General features: G+C 68.6%; 23 protein-coding genes. 13 read left to right on the top strand and 10 right to left on the bottom strand.

The genetic code is table 11. The features are described from left to right. Positions 1 to 57 precede the first annotated feature (57 nt). Positions 58 to 486, bottom strand: coding sequence for a Spy/CpxP family protein refolding chaperone (locus K8940_RS23290; RefSeq protein ID WP_223392404.1), 429 nt, complete (start codon positions 484 to 486; stop codon positions 58 to 60). Between the two features lie 374 nt (positions 487 to 860). Between K8940_RS23290 and K8940_RS23285 the strand changes: the two genes are divergently transcribed. Further along, positions 861 to 1,754, top strand: a complete 894-nt coding sequence (locus tag K8940_RS23285) for a DMT family transporter (RefSeq protein ID WP_223392403.1) — start codon at positions 861 to 863, stop codon at positions 1,752 to 1,754. Between the two features lie 5 nt (positions 1,755 to 1,759). On the opposite strand, the gene ccmB is transcribed toward K8940_RS23285, so the two are convergent. Together ccmB and ccmA are read right to left on the bottom strand one after the other, a co-directional pair. Continuing rightward, positions 1,760 to 2,425 carry a heme exporter protein CcmB gene (gene ccmB, locus K8940_RS23280; protein ID WP_223392402.1) on the bottom strand — a complete coding sequence of 222 codons (666 nt, stop codon included), beginning with the start codon at positions 2,423 to 2,425 and terminating at the stop codon, positions 1,760 to 1,762. Next, a complete protein-coding gene (gene ccmA, locus K8940_RS23275; RefSeq protein WP_223392401.1) occupies positions 2,422 to 3,045 on the bottom strand; it encodes a heme ABC exporter ATP-binding protein CcmA in 624 nt (207 codons plus the stop codon). Before ccmA ends, ccmB begins: the two co-directional genes overlap by 4 nt. Positions 3,046 to 3,227: 182 nt before the next feature. Here ccmA and acnA point away from each other — a divergent pair, with 182 nt between their 5' ends. The 3 genes from acnA (at position 3,228) to K8940_RS23260 (ending at position 7,760) form a co-directional block, all read left to right on the top strand. Continuing rightward, positions 3,228 to 5,918 carry an aconitate hydratase AcnA gene (gene acnA, locus K8940_RS23270; RefSeq protein WP_223392400.1) on the top strand — a complete coding sequence of 897 codons (2,691 nt, stop codon included), beginning with the start codon at positions 3,228 to 3,230 and terminating at the stop codon, positions 5,916 to 5,918. Between the two features lie 169 nt (positions 5,919 to 6,087). Continuing rightward, complete coding sequence (locus tag K8940_RS23265) at positions 6,088 to 6,855, top strand: DUF1223 domain-containing protein (RefSeq protein ID WP_223392399.1); 768 nt, start codon at positions 6,088 to 6,090, stop codon at positions 6,853 to 6,855. A 572-nt stretch (positions 6,856 to 7,427) separates the two neighbouring features. Further along, entirely contained in the window at positions 7,428 to 7,760 is a 333-nt protein-coding gene (locus K8940_RS23260; protein ID WP_223392398.1) for a DUF2794 domain-containing protein, read from the top strand. Positions 7,761 to 7,767: 7 nt separating this feature from the next. On the opposite strand, the gene K8940_RS23255 is transcribed toward K8940_RS23260, so the two are convergent. Beyond that, the gene (locus tag K8940_RS23255; protein ID WP_223392397.1) at positions 7,768 to 8,124 is read right to left on the bottom strand and encodes a hypothetical protein; all 357 of its coding nucleotides are present in this window, start codon (positions 8,122 to 8,124) and stop codon (positions 7,768 to 7,770) included. Between the two features lie 116 nt (positions 8,125 to 8,240). Then, positions 8,241 to 8,990, bottom strand: coding sequence for a Bax inhibitor-1/YccA family protein (locus tag K8940_RS23250; RefSeq protein ID WP_223392396.1), 750 nt, complete (start codon positions 8,988 to 8,990; stop codon positions 8,241 to 8,243). 197 nt (positions 8,991 to 9,187) lie between these two features. Between K8940_RS23250 and K8940_RS23245 the strand changes: the two genes are divergently transcribed. Both K8940_RS23245 and thpR read left to right on the top strand, forming a co-directional pair. Further along, positions 9,188 to 10,240: an aldo/keto reductase gene (locus tag K8940_RS23245; protein ID WP_223392395.1), complete on the top strand. Its 1,053-nt coding sequence runs from the start codon at positions 9,188 to 9,190 to the stop codon at positions 10,238 to 10,240. Between the two features lie 13 nt (positions 10,241 to 10,253). Further along, positions 10,254 to 10,793 (top strand): RNA 2',3'-cyclic phosphodiesterase, encoded by a 540-nt coding sequence (gene thpR, locus K8940_RS23240; protein WP_223392394.1) that lies wholly within the window; start codon positions 10,254 to 10,256, stop codon positions 10,791 to 10,793. Between the two features lie 2 nt (positions 10,794 to 10,795). Here thpR and K8940_RS23235 read toward each other — a convergent pair whose 3' ends face one another. Both K8940_RS23235 and K8940_RS23230 read right to left on the bottom strand, forming a co-directional pair. After that, positions 10,796 to 11,482, bottom strand: a complete 687-nt coding sequence (locus K8940_RS23235) for an FABP family protein (RefSeq protein ID WP_223392393.1) — start codon at positions 11,480 to 11,482, stop codon at positions 10,796 to 10,798. A 75-nt stretch (positions 11,483 to 11,557) separates the two neighbouring features. Then, positions 11,558 to 11,938, bottom strand: a complete 381-nt coding sequence (locus tag K8940_RS23230) for a DUF2237 family protein (RefSeq protein ID WP_223392392.1) — start codon at positions 11,936 to 11,938, stop codon at positions 11,558 to 11,560. A 135-nt stretch (positions 11,939 to 12,073) separates the two neighbouring features. Between K8940_RS23230 and K8940_RS23225 the strand changes: the two genes are divergently transcribed. Together K8940_RS23225 and K8940_RS23220 are read left to right on the top strand one after the other, a co-directional pair. Beyond that, complete coding sequence (locus K8940_RS23225) at positions 12,074 to 12,949, top strand: HpcH/HpaI aldolase/citrate lyase family protein (RefSeq protein WP_223392391.1); 876 nt, start codon at positions 12,074 to 12,076, stop codon at positions 12,947 to 12,949. Between the two features lie 21 nt (positions 12,950 to 12,970). Further along, positions 12,971 to 13,927 carry a hypothetical protein gene (locus K8940_RS23220; RefSeq protein WP_223392390.1) on the top strand — a complete coding sequence of 319 codons (957 nt, stop codon included), beginning with the start codon at positions 12,971 to 12,973 and terminating at the stop codon, positions 13,925 to 13,927. Here the strand turns inward: K8940_RS23220 and K8940_RS23215 are convergent. Next, positions 13,924 to 14,349 carry an HIT domain-containing protein gene (locus K8940_RS23215; RefSeq protein WP_223392389.1) on the bottom strand — a complete coding sequence of 142 codons (426 nt, stop codon included), beginning with the start codon at positions 14,347 to 14,349 and terminating at the stop codon, positions 13,924 to 13,926. The genes K8940_RS23220 and K8940_RS23215 overlap by 4 nt on opposite strands. Continuing rightward, the gene (locus K8940_RS23210) at positions 14,342 to 15,388 is read right to left on the bottom strand and encodes a MaoC family dehydratase (protein ID WP_223392388.1); all 1,047 of its coding nucleotides are present in this window, start codon (positions 15,386 to 15,388) and stop codon (positions 14,342 to 14,344) included. Before K8940_RS23210 ends, K8940_RS23215 begins: the two co-directional genes overlap by 8 nt. A gap of 135 nt (positions 15,389 to 15,523) precedes the next feature. Between K8940_RS23210 and mdh the strand changes: the two genes are divergently transcribed. Both mdh and K8940_RS23200 read left to right on the top strand, forming a co-directional pair. Further along, a complete protein-coding gene (mdh, locus tag K8940_RS23205; protein ID WP_184715158.1) occupies positions 15,524 to 16,486 on the top strand; it encodes a malate dehydrogenase in 963 nt (320 codons plus the stop codon). A 114-nt stretch (positions 16,487 to 16,600) separates the two neighbouring features. Then, a complete protein-coding gene (locus K8940_RS23200) occupies positions 16,601 to 17,389 on the top strand; it encodes an energy transducer TonB (protein ID WP_223392387.1) in 789 nt (262 codons plus the stop codon). On the opposite strand, the gene K8940_RS23195 is transcribed toward K8940_RS23200, so the two are convergent. Then, complete coding sequence (locus K8940_RS23195) at positions 17,386 to 17,817, bottom strand: CBS domain-containing protein (RefSeq protein WP_223392386.1); 432 nt, start codon at positions 17,815 to 17,817, stop codon at positions 17,386 to 17,388. The genes K8940_RS23200 and K8940_RS23195 overlap by 4 nt on opposite strands. A gap of 121 nt (positions 17,818 to 17,938) precedes the next feature. Here K8940_RS23195 and K8940_RS23190 point away from each other — a divergent pair, with 121 nt between their 5' ends. The 3 genes from K8940_RS23190 to rpsP all read left to right on the top strand — a co-directional run bounded on the left by K8940_RS23190 (position 17,939) and on the right by rpsP (position 20,889). Beyond that, positions 17,939 to 18,445, top strand: a complete 507-nt coding sequence (locus tag K8940_RS23190; protein WP_223392385.1) for a DUF1993 family protein — start codon at positions 17,939 to 17,941, stop codon at positions 18,443 to 18,445. A gap of 341 nt (positions 18,446 to 18,786) precedes the next feature. Next, on the top strand, positions 18,787 to 20,313 hold the full coding sequence (gene ffh / locus K8940_RS23185; protein WP_223392384.1) for a signal recognition particle protein: 1,527 nt from the start codon (positions 18,787 to 18,789) through the stop codon (positions 20,311 to 20,313). Positions 20,314 to 20,337: 24 nt separating this feature from the next. Then, complete coding sequence (gene rpsP, locus K8940_RS23180; RefSeq protein ID WP_223392383.1) at positions 20,338 to 20,889, top strand: 30S ribosomal protein S16; 552 nt, start codon at positions 20,338 to 20,340, stop codon at positions 20,887 to 20,889. Positions 20,890 to 20,910 lie beyond the last annotated feature (21 nt).

Here is a 20,910-nt window from a genome sequence, read left to right as displayed (position 1 = left end):
AAAGCGAGAGAAGGCGCGGCGTGTGCAGGCGCGCCGCGCCTTCACGCTCGATCGGGGTCAGCCGACCTTGCGTTGCTGGATGATCACCTTGCGCTCGCCGCTCTTGAAGACGTCGGGGCCGCGGGTGTCGAGGCGATGGATGTGGACGCGCTCGCCGCCGGGGCCGGAATCGTCCAGGTCCAGCACGTCGAAGGTCTTCTGCTGGCTGGGGGTCAGGGCCAGGTAGAAGGCGCGGGTGGCCTCGGCGCGAGCCTTCAGGGCGTCGGCGGCCTTGGACATGCGGTCCAGGCGCTCCAGCGTGGTCGGCGGACCGCGCTCGGCGGTCTTGTCGCCGTCCTTGGCCTCCTCCTTCTTGATCTTGACGATCTTCGGGCCCGTGGCCTCGACATAGGCCTTCAAGGCGCGGTCCTGGTCGGGGCGCAGCTGCAGGACGTCGCGCAGGCGCTGGGCGCGCTTTTCGGGATCGAAGGCGCGGGCGTGATGCATGAACATCGCCTCCGGACCCATGCCCATCAGGCCGGGCGGCGGTTCAGGCGGGGGCGGCGGTTGCGGGGCTTCCGGCGGCGCCGGCGGCCAGCGCGGTGACGGCGGCGCCCGCGAGCGCCAGGCGAACGAGTGATTTACGCATGGTTGTGAGCTCCCTGTCGTTGATGAGCGAGAGCTTGGCCACGCGTTATGGCGCGAAAATGTCTGACTTCATGAACAATGTTACAGGTTTGGCGCGCGGCCGAGACGAACGCCGGCTTGCGCTCAAGCTGGCGCGCGTTATGTCAGCTGCCACATCCGGGAAACGTCATCCTCTAGCAAGCGCGCACGGGCTTCCGTGCGACGCGCGTCCCCGTCTGGCCTTGGGAGTCCGCATGAAGTCGATCGCTTTCGTCGCCCTGGCCCTGGCGGGAATCTGCTGGGGTCTGGGCTTTCCCACCGGCAAGCTGATCCTGACGGAGACGGACGCGGCCCACATGGTGCTGCTGCGCTTCGCGGTGGCCGCCCTGGCCGCCGCGCCGTTCGCCCTGCGCAAGCCCGAGGTCCGGGCGCTGTTCCGCTCGCCTGTGGTGTTGCTGGCGGGCGTGCTCTACGGCGTGGCGTTCATGGTCCAGTTCGAGGGGCTTGCCCATGTCAGCGTCACGGTCGCGGCCCTGCTGGTGGGCGCGATGCCGGCCCTGATCGCGGTCAGCGCCAAGGTGCTGGGCGAGAAGGTCTCGAGGATGTCGTGGGCCGGCGTCGCGGCGGCGACCCTGGGCGCGGCCCTGATCGCCGGCAAGCCCGACGGGGCCAGCTCGCCGTGGGGCGTGGCCCTGTCGATCGGCGCGCTGTTCTTGTTCCTGGCCTGGCTCTTGACCCTGCGCCGGGCGCCGCCGGCCCCCAACGCCATGGCCATTCCGGCCGTGTCGATCATCGTGGCGGCCTTCACCGTGCTGCCGATCGCCCTGGTCATGCACGGCCCGCCGAAGCTGGCGCTGAGCGCGCCGGTCTGGGCCGCGATCCTGGCCCAGGGCGTGCTGGCGACCCTGCTGGCGACCGCCGCCTGGCAGTACGGCGCCGCGCGCGTCGGGGCCGCCAGCGCCGGGGTGTTCATCAATATCGAGCCGCTGATCGGCGCGGCCTGTGGGGTGCTGCTGTTTGGCGACCATCTGACCGCGGCCCTGTTCGCCGGCGGCCTCTTGATCATCGGCGGCAGCTTCGCGGTGGTTCTGGGCGAACGGAAGGCCCAGCCGGGCGAGCTGCAGGCGACGGTCGCGCCGACGCCGTAGGACCGTCAGTCCAGCGCGTTTCGGCACGCCGCGCCCATGGCCAGGGGCGACAGCGCCACCGCGCCGACGCAGTAGGCCAGCATCAGCATCAGACCGCCCGTCCACGGCAGGCCGGCCGAATAGCCGTCCAGCGCTCCGGCCCCGAAAATCACCGGCGGCGCGAACAACGGCAGGACGATCACCGCCACCAGCAGGCCGCCGCGCTTGCTGCCCAGGGCCAGGGCCGCGCCCAGGCCGCCCAGAAAGGCGAAGGCCAGGCCCCCGGCCAGGGCGCACAGCACCAATAGGGGCATGACCTTGAGCTCGGCGCCCAGCATCAGCGCGGCGACCGGGGCGGCCAGGGCCAGGGGCGCGCCGGTGGCCAGCCACTGGGCCAGGCACTTGGCGACAGCCACGGCCTCCAGCGGCGCGGGGCCCAGGGCCAGCAGGTCCAGGGCGCCGTCCTCGTAGTCGCGCTCGAACAGGCGCTCCAGCGACAGCAGGGCGGCCAGGGCCAAGGCCAGCCAGGCGATGCCCGGCGCGATGGCGGCCAGGCGTTCGGGCGCGCGGCCGGCGGCCATCGGCAGCAATACGACGACGCAGGCATAGAAGGTCAGGGCCAGAAGCGGCCCGCCGCCCTTGCCCCAGGCCAGGGCCAGCTCCCGCCGCAGGAGGACGCCGAACGCCTTCATTGGCCGATCTCCCCGATGGAGATGCTGCGGGTGGGAATGGGCAGCGGATCGTGGACCGAGGCCAGGATCATGCCGCCGCCCGCCAGATGTTCGGCCATCACCGCGCCGAACGCCGCGCGCTGGCCCGCGTCCAGCGGGGCCATCGGCTCGTCCAGCAACCACAGCGACCGGGGGCTGGCGGCCAGGCGGGCCAGGGCCAGGCGCCGGCGCTGGCCGGCCGACAGGCGACGGACCTCCAGGTCCATCAGGCGATTGAGGTCGAACCGCCTGGCCGCCGCGCGGGCGCCGGCCTCGGTCCCGCCGGTCCACAAGGTCTGAAAGAGCAGCTCCTCCCAGGCGGTGCGGCTGGACTTCAGCCCGTCCTGGTGGCCCAGCAGGTGCAGGTGTTCGGCCCGCGCCGTGTCGGCCTCGATCGGCCCCCCTTGGCCCTCGAAGGCGACAGTCCCCTCGACCGGACGCAGCAGGCCTGCGACGGCGCGCAGCAGGCTGGTCTTGCCCGCCCCGTTTCGGCCCACCAGCACCGCCGCCTCGCCCGCGCTAAGCGTCAGATCGAGATGCGAAAACAGCCGGCGCTCGCCCCGCGAGATCGCCAGATCCTTAATGAGAACAACTCTCAACATGGCAAGACCCCGCGCGCGACATGGACGTTGCGCGGCGGTGGCGCTAAGAAGCGGCCGGTCGCCCCCCTCCAGTCGTTCAGGGTGGTACGCGGCGCGGAGGCGGAACCTGTGCGTCCCTTCCGATTAGCGCGTGATCCCGGGAGTGGTTTTCGGGCGGCCGTGGACAGAGAAGGATCCTTAGCATGGCGTCTGTGGACAGCCTGAAAGCCCGTCGCGAGCTTAAAGTCGGCGGCAAGACCTACGTCTATTACAGCCTTCGCGCCGCCGAGGAAGCCGGTCTTGCCGGAACTTCGTCGCTGCCGGTCTCGATGAAGGTGCTTCTGGAAAACCTGCTGCGCAACGAAGACAGCGTCTCGGTCAACGAAGCCGACCTGAAGGCCGTGGCCGCGTGGCTGGAAAACAAGGGCTCGGTCGAGCACGAGATCAGCTTCCGCCCGGCGCGCGTGCTGATGCAGGACTTCACGGGCGTGCCCGCCGTCGTCGACCTGGCCGCGATGCGCGACGCCATGGTCGCCCTGGGCGCCAACCCGGCCAAGATCAACCCGCTGAACCCGGTCGACCTGGTGATCGACCACTCGGTGATGGTCGACAACTTCGGTAACCCGAAGGCTTACGACGACAACGTCAAGCGCGAGTACGAGCGCAACATCGAGCGCTACCGCTTCCTGCGCTGGGGTTCGTCAGCGTTCAACAACTTCCGCGTCGTGCCGCCCGGCACCGGCATCTGCCACCAGGTGAACCTGGAATACCTGGCCCAGACGGTCTGGACGAACGAAGTCGACGGCGCCGAAGTCGCCTATCCCGACACCGTCGTCGGCACCGACAGCCACACGACCATGGTCAACGGCCTGGCCGTGCTGGGCTGGGGCGTGGGCGGCATCGAGGCCGAGGCCGCGATGCTGGGCCAGCCGATCCCGATGCTGATCCCGGAAGTCATCGGCTTCAAGCTGAACGGCGCCCTGCCGGAAGGCGCGACGGCCACCGACCTGGTGCTGACCGTCACCCAGATGCTGCGCAAGAAGGGCGTGGTCGGCAAGTTCGTCGAATTCTACGGCGACGCCCTGGCCAACCTGACCCTGGAAGACCAGGCGACCATCGCCAACATGGCCCCGGAATACGGCGCCACCTGCGGCTTCTTCCCGATCTCGGCCTCGACCATCGCCTATCTGAAGGGCACCGGCCGCACGGCCGAGCGCGTCGCCCTGGTCGAAGCCTACGCCAAGGAACAAGGTCTGTGGTGGGAGCCGGGCACGCCCGAGCCGACCTTCACCGACACGCTGGAACTGGACCTGTCGAGCGTCCAGCCGTCGCTGGCCGGCCCCAAGCGCCCGCAAGACCGCGTCCTGCTGGCCGACGCCTCGGTCAAGTTCGCCGAGTCGCTGGCCGGTGAGTTCGGCAAGGCCGAGCAGCCCGATCTGCGCGCCCCGGTGGAAGGCGAGAACTTCGACGTCGGCCACGGCGACGTGGTCATCGCCGCCATCACCTCGTGCACCAACACGTCCAACCCCTCGGTGCTGATCGCCGCCGGCCTGCTGGCCAAGAACGCGGTCGCCAAGGGCCTGAAGACCAAGCCGTGGGTGAAGACCTCGCTGGCCCCCGGCTCGCAGGTGGTCACCGACTACCTGGCCAAGGCCGGCCTGACCAAGCACCTCGACGCCCTGGGCTTCAACCTGGTCGGCTACGGCTGCACCACCTGCATCGGCAATTCGGGCCCGCTGCCGGAAGCCATCAGCAAGACGATCAACGAGGCCGACCTGGTCGCGTGCTCGGTGCTGTCTGGCAACCGCAACTTCGAAGGCCGCGTGAACCCGGACGTGCGCGCCAACTACCTGGCCTCGCCGCCGCTGGTGGTGGCCTACGCCCTGGCCGGCTCGCTGAAGATCGACCTGGCCACCCAGCCGATCGGCCAGGACAAGAAGGGCAACGACGTCTTCCTGAAGGACATCTGGCCCTCGAACGAGGACATCGCCGCCCTGCAGCGCAAGGCGATCAACGAGAAGATGTTCGCCACCCGCTACGGCGACGTCTTCAAGGGCGACAAGAACTGGCAGGGCATCAAGGTGACCGGCGGCCAGACCTACGCCTGGGAAGGTGACTCGACCTACGTCCAGAACCCGCCGTACTTCCCGAACATCTCGATGACCCCGACTCCGGTCACCGACATCGTGGAAGCCCGCGTCCTGGCCGTGTTCGGCGACTCGATCACCACCGACCACATCAGCCCGGCCGGTTCGATCAAGACGACCAGCCCGGCCGGTCAGTATCTGATCGACCACGGCGTCGAGCCGGTGGACTTCAACGGCTACGGCGCGCGTCGCGGCAACCACCAGGTGATGATGCGTGGCACGTTCGCCAACATCCGCATCCGCAACAAGATCACGCCGGACATCGAAGGCGGCGTGACCAAGCACTTCCCGACCGGCGAAGTGATGTCGATCTACGACGCGGCCATGAAGTACCAGGCCGAAGGCCGTCCGGCCGTCGTGTTCGGCGGCAAGGAATATGGCACCGGCTCGTCGCGTGACTGGGCCGCCAAGGGCACCAAGCTCCTGGGCGTCCGCGCGGTGATCTGCGAGAGCTTCGAGCGCATCCACCGCTCGAACCTGGTCGGCATGGGCGTTCTGCCGCTGCAGTTCGTCCAGGACGGCTGGCAGAAGCTGGAGCTGACCGGCGAGGAGATCGTCTCGATCCGCGGCCTCACCGACCTGGCGCCGCGCAAGCAGCTGATCGTCGAGCTCTACCGCCCGACTGACGGCCGCATCGCCCGCTTCCCGGTGCGTTGCCGCATCGATACGCCGACCGAGCTCGAATACTTCAAGAACGGCGGCGTCCTGAACTACGTGCTGCGCAACCTGGCCAAGTCGGCCAGCTAAGCGTAGCGTTCGACGCGTGAAAGAGACGGCCGGCTCCTCGCGGAGTCGGCCGTTTTTCATTGGCGCGGACCCCGACAACGATGTCTCGCCTGCTTTCTCCCCACATGACGTCGCTATTCACGGCCTCGTGAACGGATAAACCGGACGTTCTTGGCTTAAGTGACCCGCAATGCGTAAGGCCGCCCTTTCCCTGCTCTGCCTGGCCCTGTCCGGCGCTGCCTCTTCCCTGTCATGGGGACCCGCCGCCTGGAGCCAACCCGCGAGGGCCGTGGCGACCAGGGCGAAGACGCCTGTCGTCGTCGAGCTGTTCACCGCCCAGGGCTGCTCGTCCTGCGGCAAGGCCAACCAGCTGGCGGCCGACCTGTCCAAGCGCGAGGGCGTCCTGGCCCTGACCTATTCGGTCGACTACTGGGACTATCTCGGCTGGAAGGACACCTTCGCCAAGCCGGACTTCGCCGAACGCCAGCGCGCCTACGCCAAGAAGTTCGCCCTGCGCGACGTACCCACGCCCCAGATCGTGGTCGGGGGCCGCGTCCAGGCGTCCGGAACCAAGGCCGAGGCGGTCGAGGACCTGGTCAAGTCCGCGGAGCGCACGTCCGTGAACGCGCCGGACATGGAATTCATCGGCAAGACCCGGGTCGCCGTCGGTTCCGGCCCCTCGCCGCGCGGCGGCGGCGGCGAGGTCTGGCTGGTGCGCTACGACCCGCGCGAGCAGGACATCGCCATCAAGCGCGGCGACAACAAGGGCCAGACCCTGATCCATCGCAACGTGGTGCGCGAGCTGGTCCGCCTGGGCCCCTGGGCCGGCAAGCCCAAGCTCTACCGCCTGCCGACCGCCATCGGCGCCGATCCAGACCTGGAGACGGTAATCCTGCTGCAGGGCGCCAAGGGCGGCCGCATCCTGGGCGTGCTGGAAACCCCCAAGCTCGAACGCTAGCGGCGTCACGCCGACGTCCGGACAAAAGAAAACCCGCGCGGCTGGAGGGGATTAGCCGCGCGGGTCCTTTTGCATGTCGACGACGAACGTCTCGTGACCGGGTGGGCTGGGGGGGCTGGACAGGACCCCGGTCCGCTCTTCGTCGACGATCTCTTTATCGCGGGCCCATCGGGCGAGGGCTGGGCCGAACAAAGGTGCTTTCAGGGCGGGTCATGGCCGCTATGCGGCGCGCCTTCCAGGCTGAAAACGCAAAAAGCCCGCGCGGTGGGGGAGGATCCGCGCGGGCTCATTGGGGGAGGGGATATAGAGTTTGTCGGCTAACCGGCCCGCGATCTGGGGGGCTGGGGGGGCTGTTCAGGATCCGAGACCGAAGGATGTCCGATCAGCCGACATTGATGTTATCGACCCGCAAACAGGCGGGCGAAGGACCAAATTAAGGTCATATCGGGGCGCACCTTGACCGTGCCGTGTCATTTTTGGCGGGCGTGACCGGCCGGACACGGACGAACGCCGCCAGACCCATTTCCCGCCATGTCTGTTCCAATCGGCCGATTTGGGATTAGATTCCGCCGATGGCCCTGGACACCCATCCCTCCTCGCCCGGCGGCGTCGTCTTCTTCGAACGGCGCGAGCTCGACCAGCTGATGCGCCTGTATGGCCGCATGGTGGCGGCCGGCGAGTGGCGCGACTACGGCATCGCCGGCCTGTCGGACCGGGCGGTGTTCTCGATCTTCCGCCACGCCGCCGAGGCCCCGCTCTATCGCGTCGAGAAGCATCCGGCCCTGAGCCGCAAGCAGGGCGCCTGGGCCGTGTTCGGCCAGGGCGGACAGATCCTTAAGCGCGGCCACGAGCTGGCCCAGGTGCTGCGGGTGTTCGAGAAGGGAAAGTTCTCGGTCGTCGACTGAGGCGTCGTTAGAACGAGAAGGCCAGCTTGGCCCCGACGAAACGGCCTTCGTTGTCGTAGCCGCGCGCCGTGCCCACGCCGCTGTCGTCGGCGCTGGGCTGGATGCCGCATAGCACCCCGGCCGCGCCGGTGACGCCGCCTTCGCGACGTTCGACCGACGTCTTGGCCACGCCGCGCGGCAGGACCGCCGGGGCCCGCGCATAGCGCAGCTCGACCGGCGAAACGGACTTGGAAAGCTCGGGCCGCGCCAGCGACAGCATCGGACCCTTGATGACGGGCGGATAGGCGGGCAGGGCCGTCTGCGCCTGGGCGGCGGCGGCGAGGATCAGGGTAGCGCCGAGGGCGAGGCCGAAGGTCCGGATCATCGTGGTCTCCATCACCGCCAAGATGGGTCGCGCGCCGCCAAAGGAAAAGCGTGGCCAAAGAAAAAGCCCCGGCGGTTTCCCGCCGGGGCTCGTCGTTTCCGACTTCCAGTCCCGCCTTAGCGGCGGCTGCCCAGGATGCTGAGCAGGAATTGGAAGAGGTTGATGAAGTTGATGTACAGCGACAGCGCGCCGAAGTTGGTGGCCACGCCCTGGGCCGCCGTGTCGCCGCCCAGCTGGTAGTAGGTCATCTTCAGGCGCTGGGTGTCGTAGGCGACCAGGCCTGCGAAGATCAGCACGCCCAGGATGTTGACGATGAACATGAGCGCGCTGCTGTGCAGGAACATGTTCACGATCGAGGCGATCAGCAGACCCCACACGCCCATGATCAGGAAGCTGCCGAAGCCGGTCAGGTCCTTCTTGGTCGTGTAGCCCACCAGGCTCAGCCCGCCGAAGGCGGCGGCCGTGATGAAGAAGGTCGAGGCGACCGACTGGCCCGTATAGCGCAGGAACACGGTGCCCAGCGACGCGCCGATCAGGCTGACGATCGTCCAGTACAGCGCGCCGGCCGTCTGCGGCGTGGGGTTGCGCAGCGCGAAGCCGGCCACCAGCAGCAGGACGATCGGGGCGAAGGCGACGACCAGATAGATCGGGGTCACGCCGACCAGGACGCCGCCCTGGACGACGAACATCAGGTCGCGCACGGCCGGGACCGACGAGGTGACCCACGCCAGGGCGCCGGACAGGACGAGGCCCAGCGCCACCTTGTTGTAGACGCCGAGCATGAAACTACGCAGGCCGGCGTCAACCGACATGTCGGCGCGATCCGCGGGGATCGAGCGCGCGTAGCCGCGGTTGAAGTCGTTCATCGAAATAAGCCCTTGAGCTAGAGCGTCCACGGTGGACGCCAGATGAATATCGGGTGTCCCGGCCGGCCGCGCAATCCCCTCACGAAAGTGTTCATGGTATGCGTTCGTGAAAGTCGACCCGCCATAGAGCCGCCTTGCCGGCGCCGGGTAACGCCCCTTAGAAAGCTTGCCCAACAAGGCAAAAGAGGGGCTAGCGCATGCGGTACGTCAAGCTGGGCCGGACGGACGTCACCGTCTCGCGCTGCTGCCTGGGCACCATGACCTGGGGTTCGCAGAATTCCGAGGCCGAGGCGCACGAGCAGATGGACTACGCGCTGGGGCGCGGCGTGACCTTCTGGGACACCGCCGAGATGTACGCCAGCCCGCCCAATCCCGAAACTCAAGGGCGAACCGAGGAATATATCGGCTCGTGGATGGCCAAGACGGGCAAGCGCCAGGACGTCGTGCTGGCCTCCAAGGTCGCCGGCCAGGGCGCGGCGTTCGGCGGCCTGTCCTGGATGCGCAAGGACGGCGCGACCACCCGCCAGACCCGCGCCCAGATCGACGAGGCCGTCGAGGGCTCGCTGCGCCGCCTGAAGACCGACTATCTGGACCTCTACCAGCTGCACTGGCCCGACCGCCGCGTGCGGGTGTTCGGCGGCCAGACCTACAAGGACTATGACCAGGACTTCGAGGCGTTCGGCGACATCCTCGAAGCGCTGGACGCCCATGTGAGGAAGGGCTCGATCCGCCACGTCGGCGTGTCGAACGAGTTCCCGTGGGGCGTGATGAAGTTCCTGGCCGAGAGCGAAGCCAAGGGCTTGCCGCGCGTCGCCTCGATCCAGAACGCCTATCACCTGGCCAACCGCACCTTCGAATACGGCCTGGCCGAGATCGCCATGCGTGAGCAGGTGGGCCTGCTGGCCTATTCCCCGCTGGCCCAGGGCCAGCTGACCGGCAAGTATCTGGACGGGGCCGCGCCCGAGGGTTCGCGCAAGGCGCTCTACAACCGCATGCAGCGCTACGAGGGCCCCGGGGCCCAGGAGAGCTTCCGCGCCTATGTCGACCTGGCCAGGGCCAACGGCCTGGATCCGGCCCAGCTGGCCCTGAAGTTCTGCGATGCGCGCCCGTTCGTGACCGCCACGATCATCGGCGCGACGTCGATGGACCAGCTGAAGACCAATATCGACGCCTTCGACCTGACCTGGACCGACGAGCTGGAAAAGGCGGTCGACGCCATCCACGCCCGCCAGCCCAATCCCTGCCCCTAGGCGTCAGTCCCGCATGATCCGCCTCTTCACCGCCATCGCCATCCCGCCGAAGATCGGCCAGGGCCTGCTCTCGCGCCAGCATGGGATCGAGGGGGCGCGATGGCGGCCGCAGGAGGCGTTCCATATCACCCTGCGCTTCGTCGGCGACGTGCAGGAGCCGGCGGCGGCCGACCTCGACGAGGCGCTGGCGGAGATCGACGCGCCGGCCTTCGACCTGGCGCTGGCCGGGGTCGGCCATTTCGGCGAGGGCGCCGAGATCCACGCCGTCTGGGCCGGGGTCGAGGACAGCGCCCCGCTGCGCCGCCTGCAGAAGGCCAACGAGAGCGCCGCCCGCGCCGCCGAACTGAAGCCCGAGACGCGGCTCTACACGCCCCACGTCACCCTGGCCTATCTGAAGCGCCCCGCCGTTCCCGAGGTCGGCGCCTGGATCCAGGCGAACAACCTGCTCCATTCGCCGGCCTTCCATGTCGATCGCTTCGGCCTCTACTCCAGCTGGCGGACGCACGAGGGCTCGGCCTACCGCCTGGAACGCGAGTATCCGCTGGCGGGCTAAACCTAGTCGTGGCCGATCGTGGTGAAGCCGTGGGCCTGGACCAGGGTCTCGCCCGCCGCGATCCGCGCCGACGGATTGGGTCGGGGCTCGGCCACCTTGGCCAGGGTGTTGCGATCGATGTGCTTGAACGGCTCCTCGCGGCCCCGGACCTGCAGCATGGTGGTCGAAACGTAGGACCAGCCGCCGTCGGCCTCGAACTTGACGTCCAGCTGGTAGGAATCCGTCCGGAATGCCCACTCCAGGAAGTCGGTCGAGCAGATGCCGTAGCCCGGCTCGCCCCGCTCGGCGCGCACCGTCAGGCCCGAACCGTCCTCGAGCGCGCGGCCGCTGGCCAGCGCCGTCTGGCCGCGCGGAATGGCCAGGGTCTGCATGATCAGGCCGGTCTTCGGCTCGAACAGCCAGTAGCCGACCTGATCGTGGAAGGTGGTGTCCTCGTCCGAGGCGACGATATGGACGTGGTAGCGCAAGCCGTAGAGCAACTGAGGCCCATTGGCCTGCGGGTCGATCGGCTGGATCTCGATGCGCTCGAGGAATTCGCGCCGCTCGGGGCCCTCGGCCTTGGGATTGACGTCGACGCCCTTGCGGCCTTCCCAGACGCCGGCCAGGCGGCGCAGCGGGCCCAGATTGGCCAGGGTGTCCGGATCCACGTCCTCGGGTTCGGTGAAGATGTCGTCGGGAAAGTCGAACATGTCGTCGCGGCTCCGGCCAAGCTTGGCGTTGGCTCTAGCGGGACAGGCCCTTTCGTCAAGCGCGAGTTGGCGGGCTCACGCCACCGCGTGGTCCTTCAGCACGCCCAGAGGGACGATCGCCAGCATTTCCTCGTGGGTCGCCGCCAGAACGACCTGGGGCGCCATGCCGGCGTCCAGGGCCTCCTTCCACCGGCCGGCGCACAGGCACCAGCGGTCGCCGGCCTTCAGGCCCGGAAAGGCCAGCTCGGGTCGGGGCGTGGAGAGGTCGTTGCCCTGCGCCTTGGAGAAGGCCAGGAAGTCGTCGGTCATCACCGCGCAGACGGTGTGCAGGCCCAGGTCATGCGGCCCGGTCTCGCAACAGCCGTTGCGATAGAAGCCGGTCACGGGGTCCAGGGAGCAGGAGGCGAGTTCGCCGCCCAGGACGTTCTTGGCGCTCTTGTCGTACCGGGTGTTCATGAGGTGATCCTAGACCCCGGGCGGGCGGCGCCAAGCGGCTTCGCGCGTCACGGCGCTTTTTGGTCGGAAGGCTTTTGCTGCGACGCAGCAATGCTAAGGTCGCGGCAACGCAGAAAACAAAGCAGGGGAGTTTCCATGACCTTCGAAGGCCGGCCGCGCCGCAGCGCCCTCTACATGCCCGCCTCCAACGCCAAGGCTGTCGAGAAGGCCCGCACCTTGGACGCGGACGTCATCATCCTGGACCTGGAGGACGCCGTCGCGCCCGAGAGCAAGCCGGCGGCGCGCGAGGCGGCGGTGGCGGCGGTCAAGGCCGGCGGCTTCGGGGCGCGCGAGGTGGTCATCCGGGTCAACGGCCTCGACACCCCCTGGGGCGCCGAGGATCTGCGCGCCGCCGCCGAGGCGGGCCCGGACGCGGTGCTCGTGCCCAAGGTCGACGACGCGGCCGATGTCCGCCTCTACGATCAGCACCTGAACGCCGCCCCGCCCGCGACGCGCCTCTGGACCATGATCGAGACGGCCAAGGCGGCCTTCCACCTGTGGGAGATCGCCGGCGCCGTCCACGGCACCCGCCTGTCGACCTGGGTCATGGGCGTCAACGACTTCGCCAAGGAGATGCGGGCCCGCCAGACGCCGGACCGCGCGCCGTTCCTGCCGCTGCTGACCCTATCGGTCGCCGCCGCCCGCGCTCATGGCCTGACCATCCTGGACGGGGTCCACAACGACATCGAAGACCTGGAGGCGCTGGAGGCCGTCTGCGTCCAGGGCGTCGACTTCGGCTTCGACGGCAAGACGCTGATCCATCCCAAGCACCTCCCGATCTGCAACCGGGTCTTTTCGCCCTCGCCCCAGGACATCGCCTGGAGCCAGGCGGTGATCGCCGCCTTCAACGCGCCCGAAAATTCTGGCAAAGGCGCCTTGCGGGTGGACGGCAAGATGGCCGAACGTCTGCATCTGGCGCAGGCCGAGCGTCTGGTCGCGGTGGCGAAGGCCATCGAGGCCCGCGAAGCCTAAGGGGGTCGGTGAAGGTCGAGTATGCGGGCTATCGTTCTTTCCGTCGTCCTGGTCGCCAGCCCCGCGCTGGCGCAGATCCCGACGGCGCCCGCGCCGGCTTCGCAGGACGCTCCCGTCAGCACCGCGCCCGCGTCGGTCCCGACGCCGGAGGCCGCCCAGGTCCCGCCGGCCCTCGACCCGCTGGCCGACCTGATCTCGCAAAGCAACCAGACCACCGACGAGGAAGAGGTCGAGGCCGCCGGCAAGCCGGCGCCGAAGCACAAGGCGACTATCCTGCCGATCCCGCCGCCCGAGCCAGAGGCGCCGGCCTCGCCGGGTGGCGAGCTGACCAAGGCCCAGGTCTACGAACTGCGGGTCAAGGGCTCGGTCGCGGCCGCCCAGAACCTGCAGGGCCCTCTGGACGGCGGCTGGAGGATCACCGGCGCCGACGGAGTTCAGTTGTACGCCCTGCAGATCGTCGACAAGGCCGGTGGCCAGGGCGAGCTGGAAGGCGCTTGGCGCGACCTGCGGCGGACAGGCTCCGTCGGCTCGACCGGCCTGGTCGAGGAACTGCGCCGCGACGGCGACGACATCGTCATCCGTTTCAGTCCGAAGGTCGGCGAGTCCTCGGTCCTGACCTTGCGGTCTGCCGGCGACGAGCGCTGGACGGGCGAGCTGGCCGAGAACGGCGCCAGCGTCGCGGTGGCCGCTGAGCACCTCCTGCCCCAGGCTCCGCCCGGCTACGAGACCGAGCGTCGGGGTCCTTATGTCTGGCCAGGCGCCCAGCGCGTCGCCGCCAGCCGCTCGGCCGCCGCCGCCCCGGCCTGCTCGACCAAGGGCAAGAAGGGCAAGGCGCTGAAGGCCGCCAAGGCCAAGTGCGCCGCCGCCGCCCGCAAGTCCAAGGGTTCGACCGCGAGGAAGGACAAGGGCGCCAAGGCCAAGGCGACCGCCGCCCGCAGGGGCAAGGCGACGGCGTCCAAGAAAAGGAAGAAGCGCTAGGCCTTCAGCGCGTCGCGCGCCGCGGCGATCGGGGCGGCCAGGGCCTCGGCGGCATAGGCGCTGGCCGGGCTGTGACCCCAGACCGGGCCGGGCCAGGCCGGATCGTCCCCGCGGCGGCCCACGACATGGACGTGCAGCTGGGCGGTGACATTGCCCAGCGCCCCGACATTCAGCTTGTCGACCGCCAGGCCCAGAGCCCCCCCAATCGCCCGGACAGCGGTCCCGGCCAGGACGATCTCCTCCATCAGCTGGATTCGGTGGCCGGTGTCGAGTTCCTCGATCTCGCGCAGGTCGGGCTGGCGCGGGATCAGCACCAGCCACGGATAGCGCGCGTCGTCCTGCAGGCGGACCTCGCACAGCGGCAGGTCGGCGATTTTGTGCGAGGTGGCGACGAAGGCCGGATCGAGAATGAAGTCAGCCACGCTTGGGAACCGCCGCCCAGTAGTCGAAGTCGAGAATGACGGCGGGGTTGTAGACGCCTTCGCCGTCCTTGTCCGGGAAGTCGTCGCAGGGACGGTCCTTGGTCGCCACCAGCCGCAGGCGCAGGGCGCCGACGCCGCCGAGATCCGCCTTGTCCAGCACCTCGCTCCAGCCGAACACCGTGCCGCCGGCGAAGAACGGAGCCACGTGCCGGCCGCCGTTGATCGCCAGGATCAGGCCGGCGTTCTGCAGGCCGTTGAACGACAGCGCCTTGGCCGTCGAGATCACCACCCCGCCATAGACCAGCCGCCGCCCCGACGGGTCCTTGCCGCGCTCGAACTGGTTGAAGTGGACCTTGGCGGTGTTCTGCCAGAGGCGGGTGGCCATCTGGTGCTCGGCCTCCTCGACCGCCATGCCGTCGACATGGTCGATCTTCTCGCCGATCGCGTAGTCCTCGAAGGCGTGCGGCGCGCCGGCGAGGGTCCAGTCATAGGTGGAAAAGTCCAGACCCGGCGGCGGCGCCAGGTCGGCCGGGGCCACCGCGTCGGACAGGACCGGGACCGTCTGCTCGGCGATATCCGCGTCCTGATCGCGCTTGCGCACCATGACCCAGCGGACATAGCTCAGCACCGCCTCGCCGCGCTGGTTGGCGCCGGTCGTGCGCACATAGACGACGCCGGTCTTGCGGTTGGAATTCTCCTTCAGCCCGATCACGTCCGAGACCGCGGTCAGGGTGTCGCCCGGAAACACCGGGGCCAGGAAGCGGCCCTCGGCATAGCCCAGATTGGCGACGGCGTTCAGGCTGATGTCGGGCACGGTCTTGCCGAACACGACGTGGAAGGCGACCAGCGGATCCACGGGCGCGGCCGCTAGGCCGCAGGCGCGTGCGAATTCATCCGACGAGAACAGGGAAAAGCGCGGCCCGTACAGCGCCGTGTACAGCGCCACGTCGCCCGCCGTGACCGTCCGAGGCGTGGCGTGGACCAGCCTCTGGCCCAGCTTGAAGTCCTCGAAGAAATGGCCCGGATCGGTCTTGTTCATCCCCTGCTCCTCTTATCGTTGTTCACGCATCTTTGCCGCAGTGCAGCGAAACGGGAAAGAGGGCTTGAGGCCGAGCCGCGACGGGTCTAGACCGCGCCGCGACATTTCACTGTCCACAGCCTTGATGGAGACCCCATGGCTCGCGCGAAGATCGCCCTTATCGGCGCCGGCATGATCGGCGGCACCCTGGCCCACATCGCCGCTCGTGAAGAGCTGGGCGACGTGATCCTGTTCGACATCGCCGAAGGCACCCCGCAGGGTAAGGCGCTGGATATCGCCGAAGCCTCGGCCGTGTTCGGCAAGGACGTGGCCCTGAAGGGCGCCAACGACTACGCCGACATCGCCGGCGCCGACGTCTGCATCGTGACCGCCGGCGTGCCGCGCAAGCCGGGCATGAGCCGCGACGACCTGCTGGGCATCAACCTGAAGGTCATGAAGGCCGTCGGCGAAGGCATCAAGGCCCACGCGCCGAACGCCTTCGTCATCTGCATCACCAACCCGCTGGACGCGATGGTGTGGGCCCTGCAGCAGTTCTCGGGCCTGCCGAAGGAAAAGGTCATCGGCATGGCCGGCGTCCTGGACTCGGCCCGCTTCGCCTACTTCCTGGCCGAGGCCACCGGCGTGTCGGTCGAGGACATCCACGCCTGGACCCTGGGCGGTCACGGCGACGATATGGTGCCGATGGTCCGTCACTCGACGGTCGGCGGCCTGCCGCTGCCGGAACTGGTCAAGCAAGGCTGGCTGACGCAAGAGAAGCTGGACGCCATCGTCGAGCGCACCCGCAAGGGCGGCGGCGAGATCGTCGCCCTGCTGAAGACCGGCTCGGCCTTCTACGCCCCGGCGGAATCGGCGATCGCCATGGCGACGTCGTACCTGAAGGACAAGAAGCGCGTCCTGCCGTGCGCCACCTACCTGACCGGCCAATACGGCCTGAACGGCCTGTACGTCGGCGTGCCGGTCGTCATCGGCGCCGGCGGCGCCGAGAAGATCGTCGAGTTCGAAACCAACGACGCCGAGAAGGCGATGTTCGCCGCCTCGGTCGCCTCGGTTCAGGGCCTGATGGAAGCCTGCAAGGCCATCGACAGCTCGCTGGTCTAGGCCTCCAGGCTTAGTTGAATACGAAAAGGGCGGCTCCTCGCGGGGCCGCCCTTTTTGCTTGTGGTCGTGCTTGAGCCGTGGTCTGCCATACAACCTAAGATGATCGAGGCGGGCATGGTGGCGAAGAAGGTTCTGGTGGGGTTGATGTTGGCGCTGGCGGTGTCCGGGCCCGCCTGGGCCCAGGCGAAATCGGACTGGGCGCAAACGCCGACCGGCGCCGACTTCGTGCGCTACTATCCCAAGGTGGCCGCGGACCAGGGCGTCGCGGGGCGCGCCATCCTCGACTGCGACGTCACCGCCGCCGGTTCGCTGGAGCGGTGCCGCGTGGTGGAGGAGACGCCCCTTGGCTACGGCTTCGGCGAAGCTGCCCTGAAGCTGACGGGCCTCTTCCGCATGAACGCGAAATCGGTCGATCCTTCGGATCCGGCGCGCCGTCGCAACATCGTGCCCATCATCTTCGGCTTCGCCGGCAGCCCCTTGCCGGCGCAGGGCTATCTGGTCGGCCAGGGCGCGTGGATGATGAAGGCCGGTGTGAAGAAGGGCGCGCGTGGCGCTCGGCCATGCCCGGAAGAGGGCAAGCCGGAGCAGCTATGCACGGATCATGCGATCGTGTGGGCCAAGCAACCGAGCCTGCAGGATACATTGCCGGCGTTGGACGGTGTCGACATGGACGCCGGAACTTCGGTCTTGTTGTGCGAGCCCGCGGCCGACGGGACGCTGACGGGATGTCTGACGACGCCCGAGGCAACGCCCGCGGCCCGGAAGGCCATGCTGGCTCTGGCGTCGCTCTTCGTCGCCCCGCGGCGCGCGCAGGACGGCGACGCCATCGCCGGCGGCCAGGTCGCGATCCCCTTCGACTGGTCGAAGATCACGCCCCTGGCCAGGAAGCTGAAACGACCCTAGTGCGCCGCGTCGCCGGGTTCCTGCGAGATCTCCTCCAGGGTCTTGCCGACCTGCTTGGCGCCGTAGTCCTTGGCGACGTCGCCGAGGGATAGGATACCGGTCAGATTGCCGGCGTCGTTCAGGACCACCAGGCGGCGGACCTGGTTGTTGGCCATCTTGGCCGTGGCGTCGGCCAGGACGTCGTCCTCCTTCACGCTCAGCACCTCGCCGTCGGACATGGCGTCCGAGATCGGGCTGTCGAAGCTGCGGCCTTCGGCGACCACGCGCAGGACGATGTCGCGGTCGGTGACCAGGCCGACCACCTTGCCGTCCTCGACCACCGGCACCACGCCGCTGTCGACCTTGGCCATGGTCTCGGCGACCTGGCGGATGGTGTCGGTGGGACGCGCGATCGAGACCTGCGTGGTCATGGCGTCGCTGACTTTCATGGGGGAACCTCGTGGGGTTTGAATTCCGAGGCTGTAAAACCCGCGGGCGGGTCCAACCGTTCCGCTTCCGATCGACGCCGGGCGCCCCTATCTAGGCGCTCCCTCTTTTCGTGGAGCATCCATGTCGATCTCGATCCACCAGGCCAGCGCGCCCGTGTTCATCCAGGGCCTGAAGGGTCTGAAGGGCGTGCTGGCCAAGGCCGCGGCCCTGGTCGAGGCCAAGAAGTGGGATCCCGACGCCCTGCTGAAGGCACGGCTTTATCCCGACATGTTCCCCCTGATCCGTCAGGTGCAGATCGCCACCGACTTCGCCAAGGGCGGCGCCGCGCGCCTGGCCCAGGCCGAGGTTCCGACCTGGGACGACGTCGAGACCTCGTTCGAGGGCCTGATCGCCCGCATCGACCGCGCCATCGCCTTCGTGGAAGGCCTGGACCCGGCGGCCTTCGAGGGCGGCGAGGCCCGGGACGTCCAGCTGGTCCGTCGCGGCGAGACCTACAGCTTCAACGGCCTGGACTACCTGCAGGGCCAGGCGCTGCCGAACTTCTTCTTCCACATCACCACCGCCTACGCGATCCTGCGCCACAACGGCGTGGAGGTCGGGAAGCGGGACTTCCTGGGCACGGCGTAAGCCCAGCCCAAACCCCGTTTCCCCGGCGAAAGCCGGGGCCTAGATGGAAGAGCGCTGGGGCGGGTTCCTCGAACTCCGTGCTCCTCCAATCAGCCCAAACGCCGTGGGATCTGGGTCCCGGCTTTCGCCGGGAAGACGGAGGTAGCGGGTCTCTTTTGACTCCTTCCCGAAATTTGTGCATAAGCCCCGGCTTCCGGCGCTTTATCAGCAGCGCCTCCACCGTCACGACCCCGGCCTGTTAGCGCAGGATCCATCCGGACGAGGACGGCGAGGACCCCCGTCGACGTGATCGTCCACGGGGGCTGATCGCGTTTGGAGCCGGTTTTTACTCAGGGCTACCCATGTTCGACGGCCTTACAGAGCGACTTTCAGGCGTCTTCGATCGCCTCGGCGGTCGCGGCGTGCTGTCCGAAAAGGACATCGACGAGGCGCTGCGCGAGGTCCGCGTCGCCCTGCTCGAGGCCGACGTCGCCCTGCCGGTCGTCAAGGACTTCATCAGCAAGGCCAAGGAACTGGCCGCTGGCGAAGCCGTCATCCGCTCGGTCAAGCCGGCCGACCAGGTGGTCAAGATCGTCTATGACGGCCTGGTCGACATGCTGGGCGGCGAGCAGCCGACCGGTCTGAACCTCGCCCTCAATCCGCCGTCGGTGATCCTGATGGCCGGCCTGCAGGGCTCGGGCAAGACCACCACCACCGGCAAGCTGGCCCTGCGCCTGTCCAAGACCGAGCGCAAGAAGGTGCTGGTCGCCTCGCTCGACACCCGTCGTCCGGCCGCCATGGAGCAGCTGGCGACCCTGGCCAAGCAGGTCGAGGTCGAGAGCCTGCCGATCGTTCCCGGCCAGAGCGCCACGGACATCGCCAAGCGCGCCCTGACGGCCGCCAAGCTGGGCGGCTACGACGTCCTGATCCTCGACACCGCCGGCCGCACCACGCTGGACGAGGCGATGATGAGCGAGGCGGCCGAGATCGCCCGCATCGCCAGCCCGTCCGAGACCATCCTGGTCGCCGACAGCCTGACCGGTCAGGACGCGGTGCGCACGGCCAAGGCGTTCCACGAGCGCCTGCCGCTGACCGGCCTGATCCTGACCCGCGCCGACGGCGACGGCCGCGGCGGCGCGGCGCTGTCGATGCGCCACGTCACCGGCCTGCCGATCAAGTTCCTCGGCGCCGGCGAGAAGATCGACGCGCTGGACGTGTTCGACGCCCGCCGCGTCGCCGGCCGCATCCTGGGTCAAGGCGACGTCGTCGCGCTGGTCGAAAAGGCCGCCGCCGACCTCGACCATGCCGAGGCCGAGCGCATGGCCAAGAAGCTGGCCAAGGGCAAGTTCGACCTGGACGACCTGTCGGCCCAGCTCTCCCAGATGCAGAAGCTGGGCGGCATGGAAGGCATCATGGGCCTGCTGCCCGGTGTCCAGAAGGTCAAGAAGCAGATCGCCGAGAGCGGCATCGACGACAGCATCTTCCGTCGCCAGCAGGCGATCATCAGCTCGATGACCAAGGAAGAGCGCAAGAAGCCCGACATCCTGGCCGCCTCGCGCAAGCGCCGCATCGCCGCCGGTTCGGGCGTCGACGTTGCCGAGGTCAACCGCCTGCTGAAGCAGCACCGCCAGATGGCCGACATGTTCAAGGCCATGTCCAAGGACGGCGGCAAGGGCTTGGCCCGCATGGCGTCCATGATGGGCGGCGGCGACATGGCGCGTCTGAAAAACATGGGCGGGGGCCGCATGCCTCAGCCCGATCCCAATGCAGCGGGGGGCCAAGGCCTCTCGGGGCTGCCCGGTCTGCCGGGCCTTTCGGGCGGCGGCGACGCCAAGCCCAACCCTCTCTCCGGCCTGGGCCTGCCCGGCTTCAACCCGTTCAAGAAATAGAACTTTAGACCAAGGACTACCGAAATGCTGAAGATCCGTCTCGCCCGTGGCGGCGCCAAGAAGCGCCCGTACTACTCGATCGTCATCGCCGACAGCCACTCGCCGCGCGATGGCCGCTTCATCGAGAAGGTCGGCACCTACAACCCGCTCCTCAAGAAGGACGACGCCAACCGCGTCACCCTGAAGGTCGAGTCGATCCAGGAATGGCTCAAGAAGGGCGCCCAGCCGACCGACCGCGTCGCCCGCTTCCTGGCCGCTCAAGGCCTGACCACCTGGACCCACGGCAACAACCCGCAGAAGGGCGCTCCGGGCAAGAAGGCTCAAGAGCGTTCGGCCGAGCGCGCTCAGCGCGAGGAAGACCGCAAGCAAGCCGAAGCCGACGCCAAGGTCGCCGCCGCCGAAGCCGCTGAAGCCGCCAAGGTCGCCGCTGCCGAAGCCGCCGCTGCTGCTGCCGCCGCTCCGGCCGTCGAAGAGGCTCCGGCTGAAGAAGCCCCCGCCGCCGAAGTCGCCGCTGAAGAGGCTCCCGCTGCTGAAGTGGCCGCTGAAGCGCCGGCCGAAGAAGCCTCGGAAGGCTAATCAGGGTTCCAGCGCCGCCGT

This window comes from Caulobacter segnis, from assembly GCF_019931575.1.
Lineage (GTDB): Bacteria > Pseudomonadota > Alphaproteobacteria > Caulobacterales > Caulobacteraceae > Caulobacter > Caulobacter segnis_C.
This window is presented reverse-complemented; position numbering and strand designations above follow the sequence as displayed.

Coding starts and splice junctions, on each gene's coding strand:
- K8940_RS23220 (WP_223392390.1), top strand. CDS start 12,971: ATGCGGGCTATCGTTCTTTCCGTCGTCCTGGTCGCCAGCCCCGCGCTG.
- K8940_RS23210 (WP_223392388.1), bottom strand. CDS start 15,388: ATGAACAAGACCGATCCGGGCCATTTCTTCGAGGACTTCAAGCTGGGC.
- ccmB (WP_223392402.1), bottom strand. CDS start 2,425: ATGAAGGCGTTCGGCGTCCTCCTGCGGCGGGAGCTGGCCCTGGCCTGG.
- K8940_RS23235 (WP_223392393.1), bottom strand. CDS start 11,482: ATGTTCGACTTTCCCGACGACATCTTCACCGAACCCGAGGACGTGGAT.
- K8940_RS23230 (WP_223392392.1), bottom strand. CDS start 11,938: ATGAACACCCGGTACGACAAGAGCGCCAAGAACGTCCTGGGCGGCGAA.
- mdh (WP_184715158.1), top strand. CDS start 15,524: ATGGCTCGCGCGAAGATCGCCCTTATCGGCGCCGGCATGATCGGCGGC.
- ffh (WP_223392384.1), top strand. CDS start 18,787: ATGTTCGACGGCCTTACAGAGCGACTTTCAGGCGTCTTCGATCGCCTC.
- K8940_RS23200 (WP_223392387.1), top strand. CDS start 16,601: ATGGTGGCGAAGAAGGTTCTGGTGGGGTTGATGTTGGCGCTGGCGGTG.
- acnA (WP_223392400.1), top strand. CDS start 3,228: ATGGCGTCTGTGGACAGCCTGAAAGCCCGTCGCGAGCTTAAAGTCGGC.
- K8940_RS23290 (WP_223392404.1), bottom strand. CDS start 486: ATGCATCACGCCCGCGCCTTCGATCCCGAAAAGCGCGCCCAGCGCCTG.
- thpR (WP_223392394.1), top strand. CDS start 10,254: ATGATCCGCCTCTTCACCGCCATCGCCATCCCGCCGAAGATCGGCCAG.
- rpsP (WP_223392383.1), top strand. CDS start 20,338: ATGCTGAAGATCCGTCTCGCCCGTGGCGGCGCCAAGAAGCGCCCGTAC.
- K8940_RS23190 (WP_223392385.1), top strand. CDS start 17,939: ATGTCGATCTCGATCCACCAGGCCAGCGCGCCCGTGTTCATCCAGGGC.
- K8940_RS23285 (WP_223392403.1), top strand. CDS start 861: ATGAAGTCGATCGCTTTCGTCGCCCTGGCCCTGGCGGGAATCTGCTGG.
- K8940_RS23195 (WP_223392386.1), bottom strand. CDS start 17,817: ATGAAAGTCAGCGACGCCATGACCACGCAGGTCTCGATCGCGCGTCCC.
- K8940_RS23250 (WP_223392396.1), bottom strand. CDS start 8,990: ATGAACGACTTCAACCGCGGCTACGCGCGCTCGATCCCCGCGGATCGC.
- K8940_RS23255 (WP_223392397.1), bottom strand. CDS start 8,124: ATGATCCGGACCTTCGGCCTCGCCCTCGGCGCTACCCTGATCCTCGCC.
- K8940_RS23245 (WP_223392395.1), top strand. CDS start 9,188: ATGCGGTACGTCAAGCTGGGCCGGACGGACGTCACCGTCTCGCGCTGC.
- K8940_RS23225 (WP_223392391.1), top strand. CDS start 12,074: ATGACCTTCGAAGGCCGGCCGCGCCGCAGCGCCCTCTACATGCCCGCC.
- K8940_RS23265 (WP_223392399.1), top strand. CDS start 6,088: ATGCGTAAGGCCGCCCTTTCCCTGCTCTGCCTGGCCCTGTCCGGCGCT.
- K8940_RS23260 (WP_223392398.1), top strand. CDS start 7,428: ATGGCCCTGGACACCCATCCCTCCTCGCCCGGCGGCGTCGTCTTCTTC.
- ccmA (WP_223392401.1), bottom strand. CDS start 3,045: ATGTTGAGAGTTGTTCTCATTAAGGATCTGGCGATCTCGCGGGGCGAG.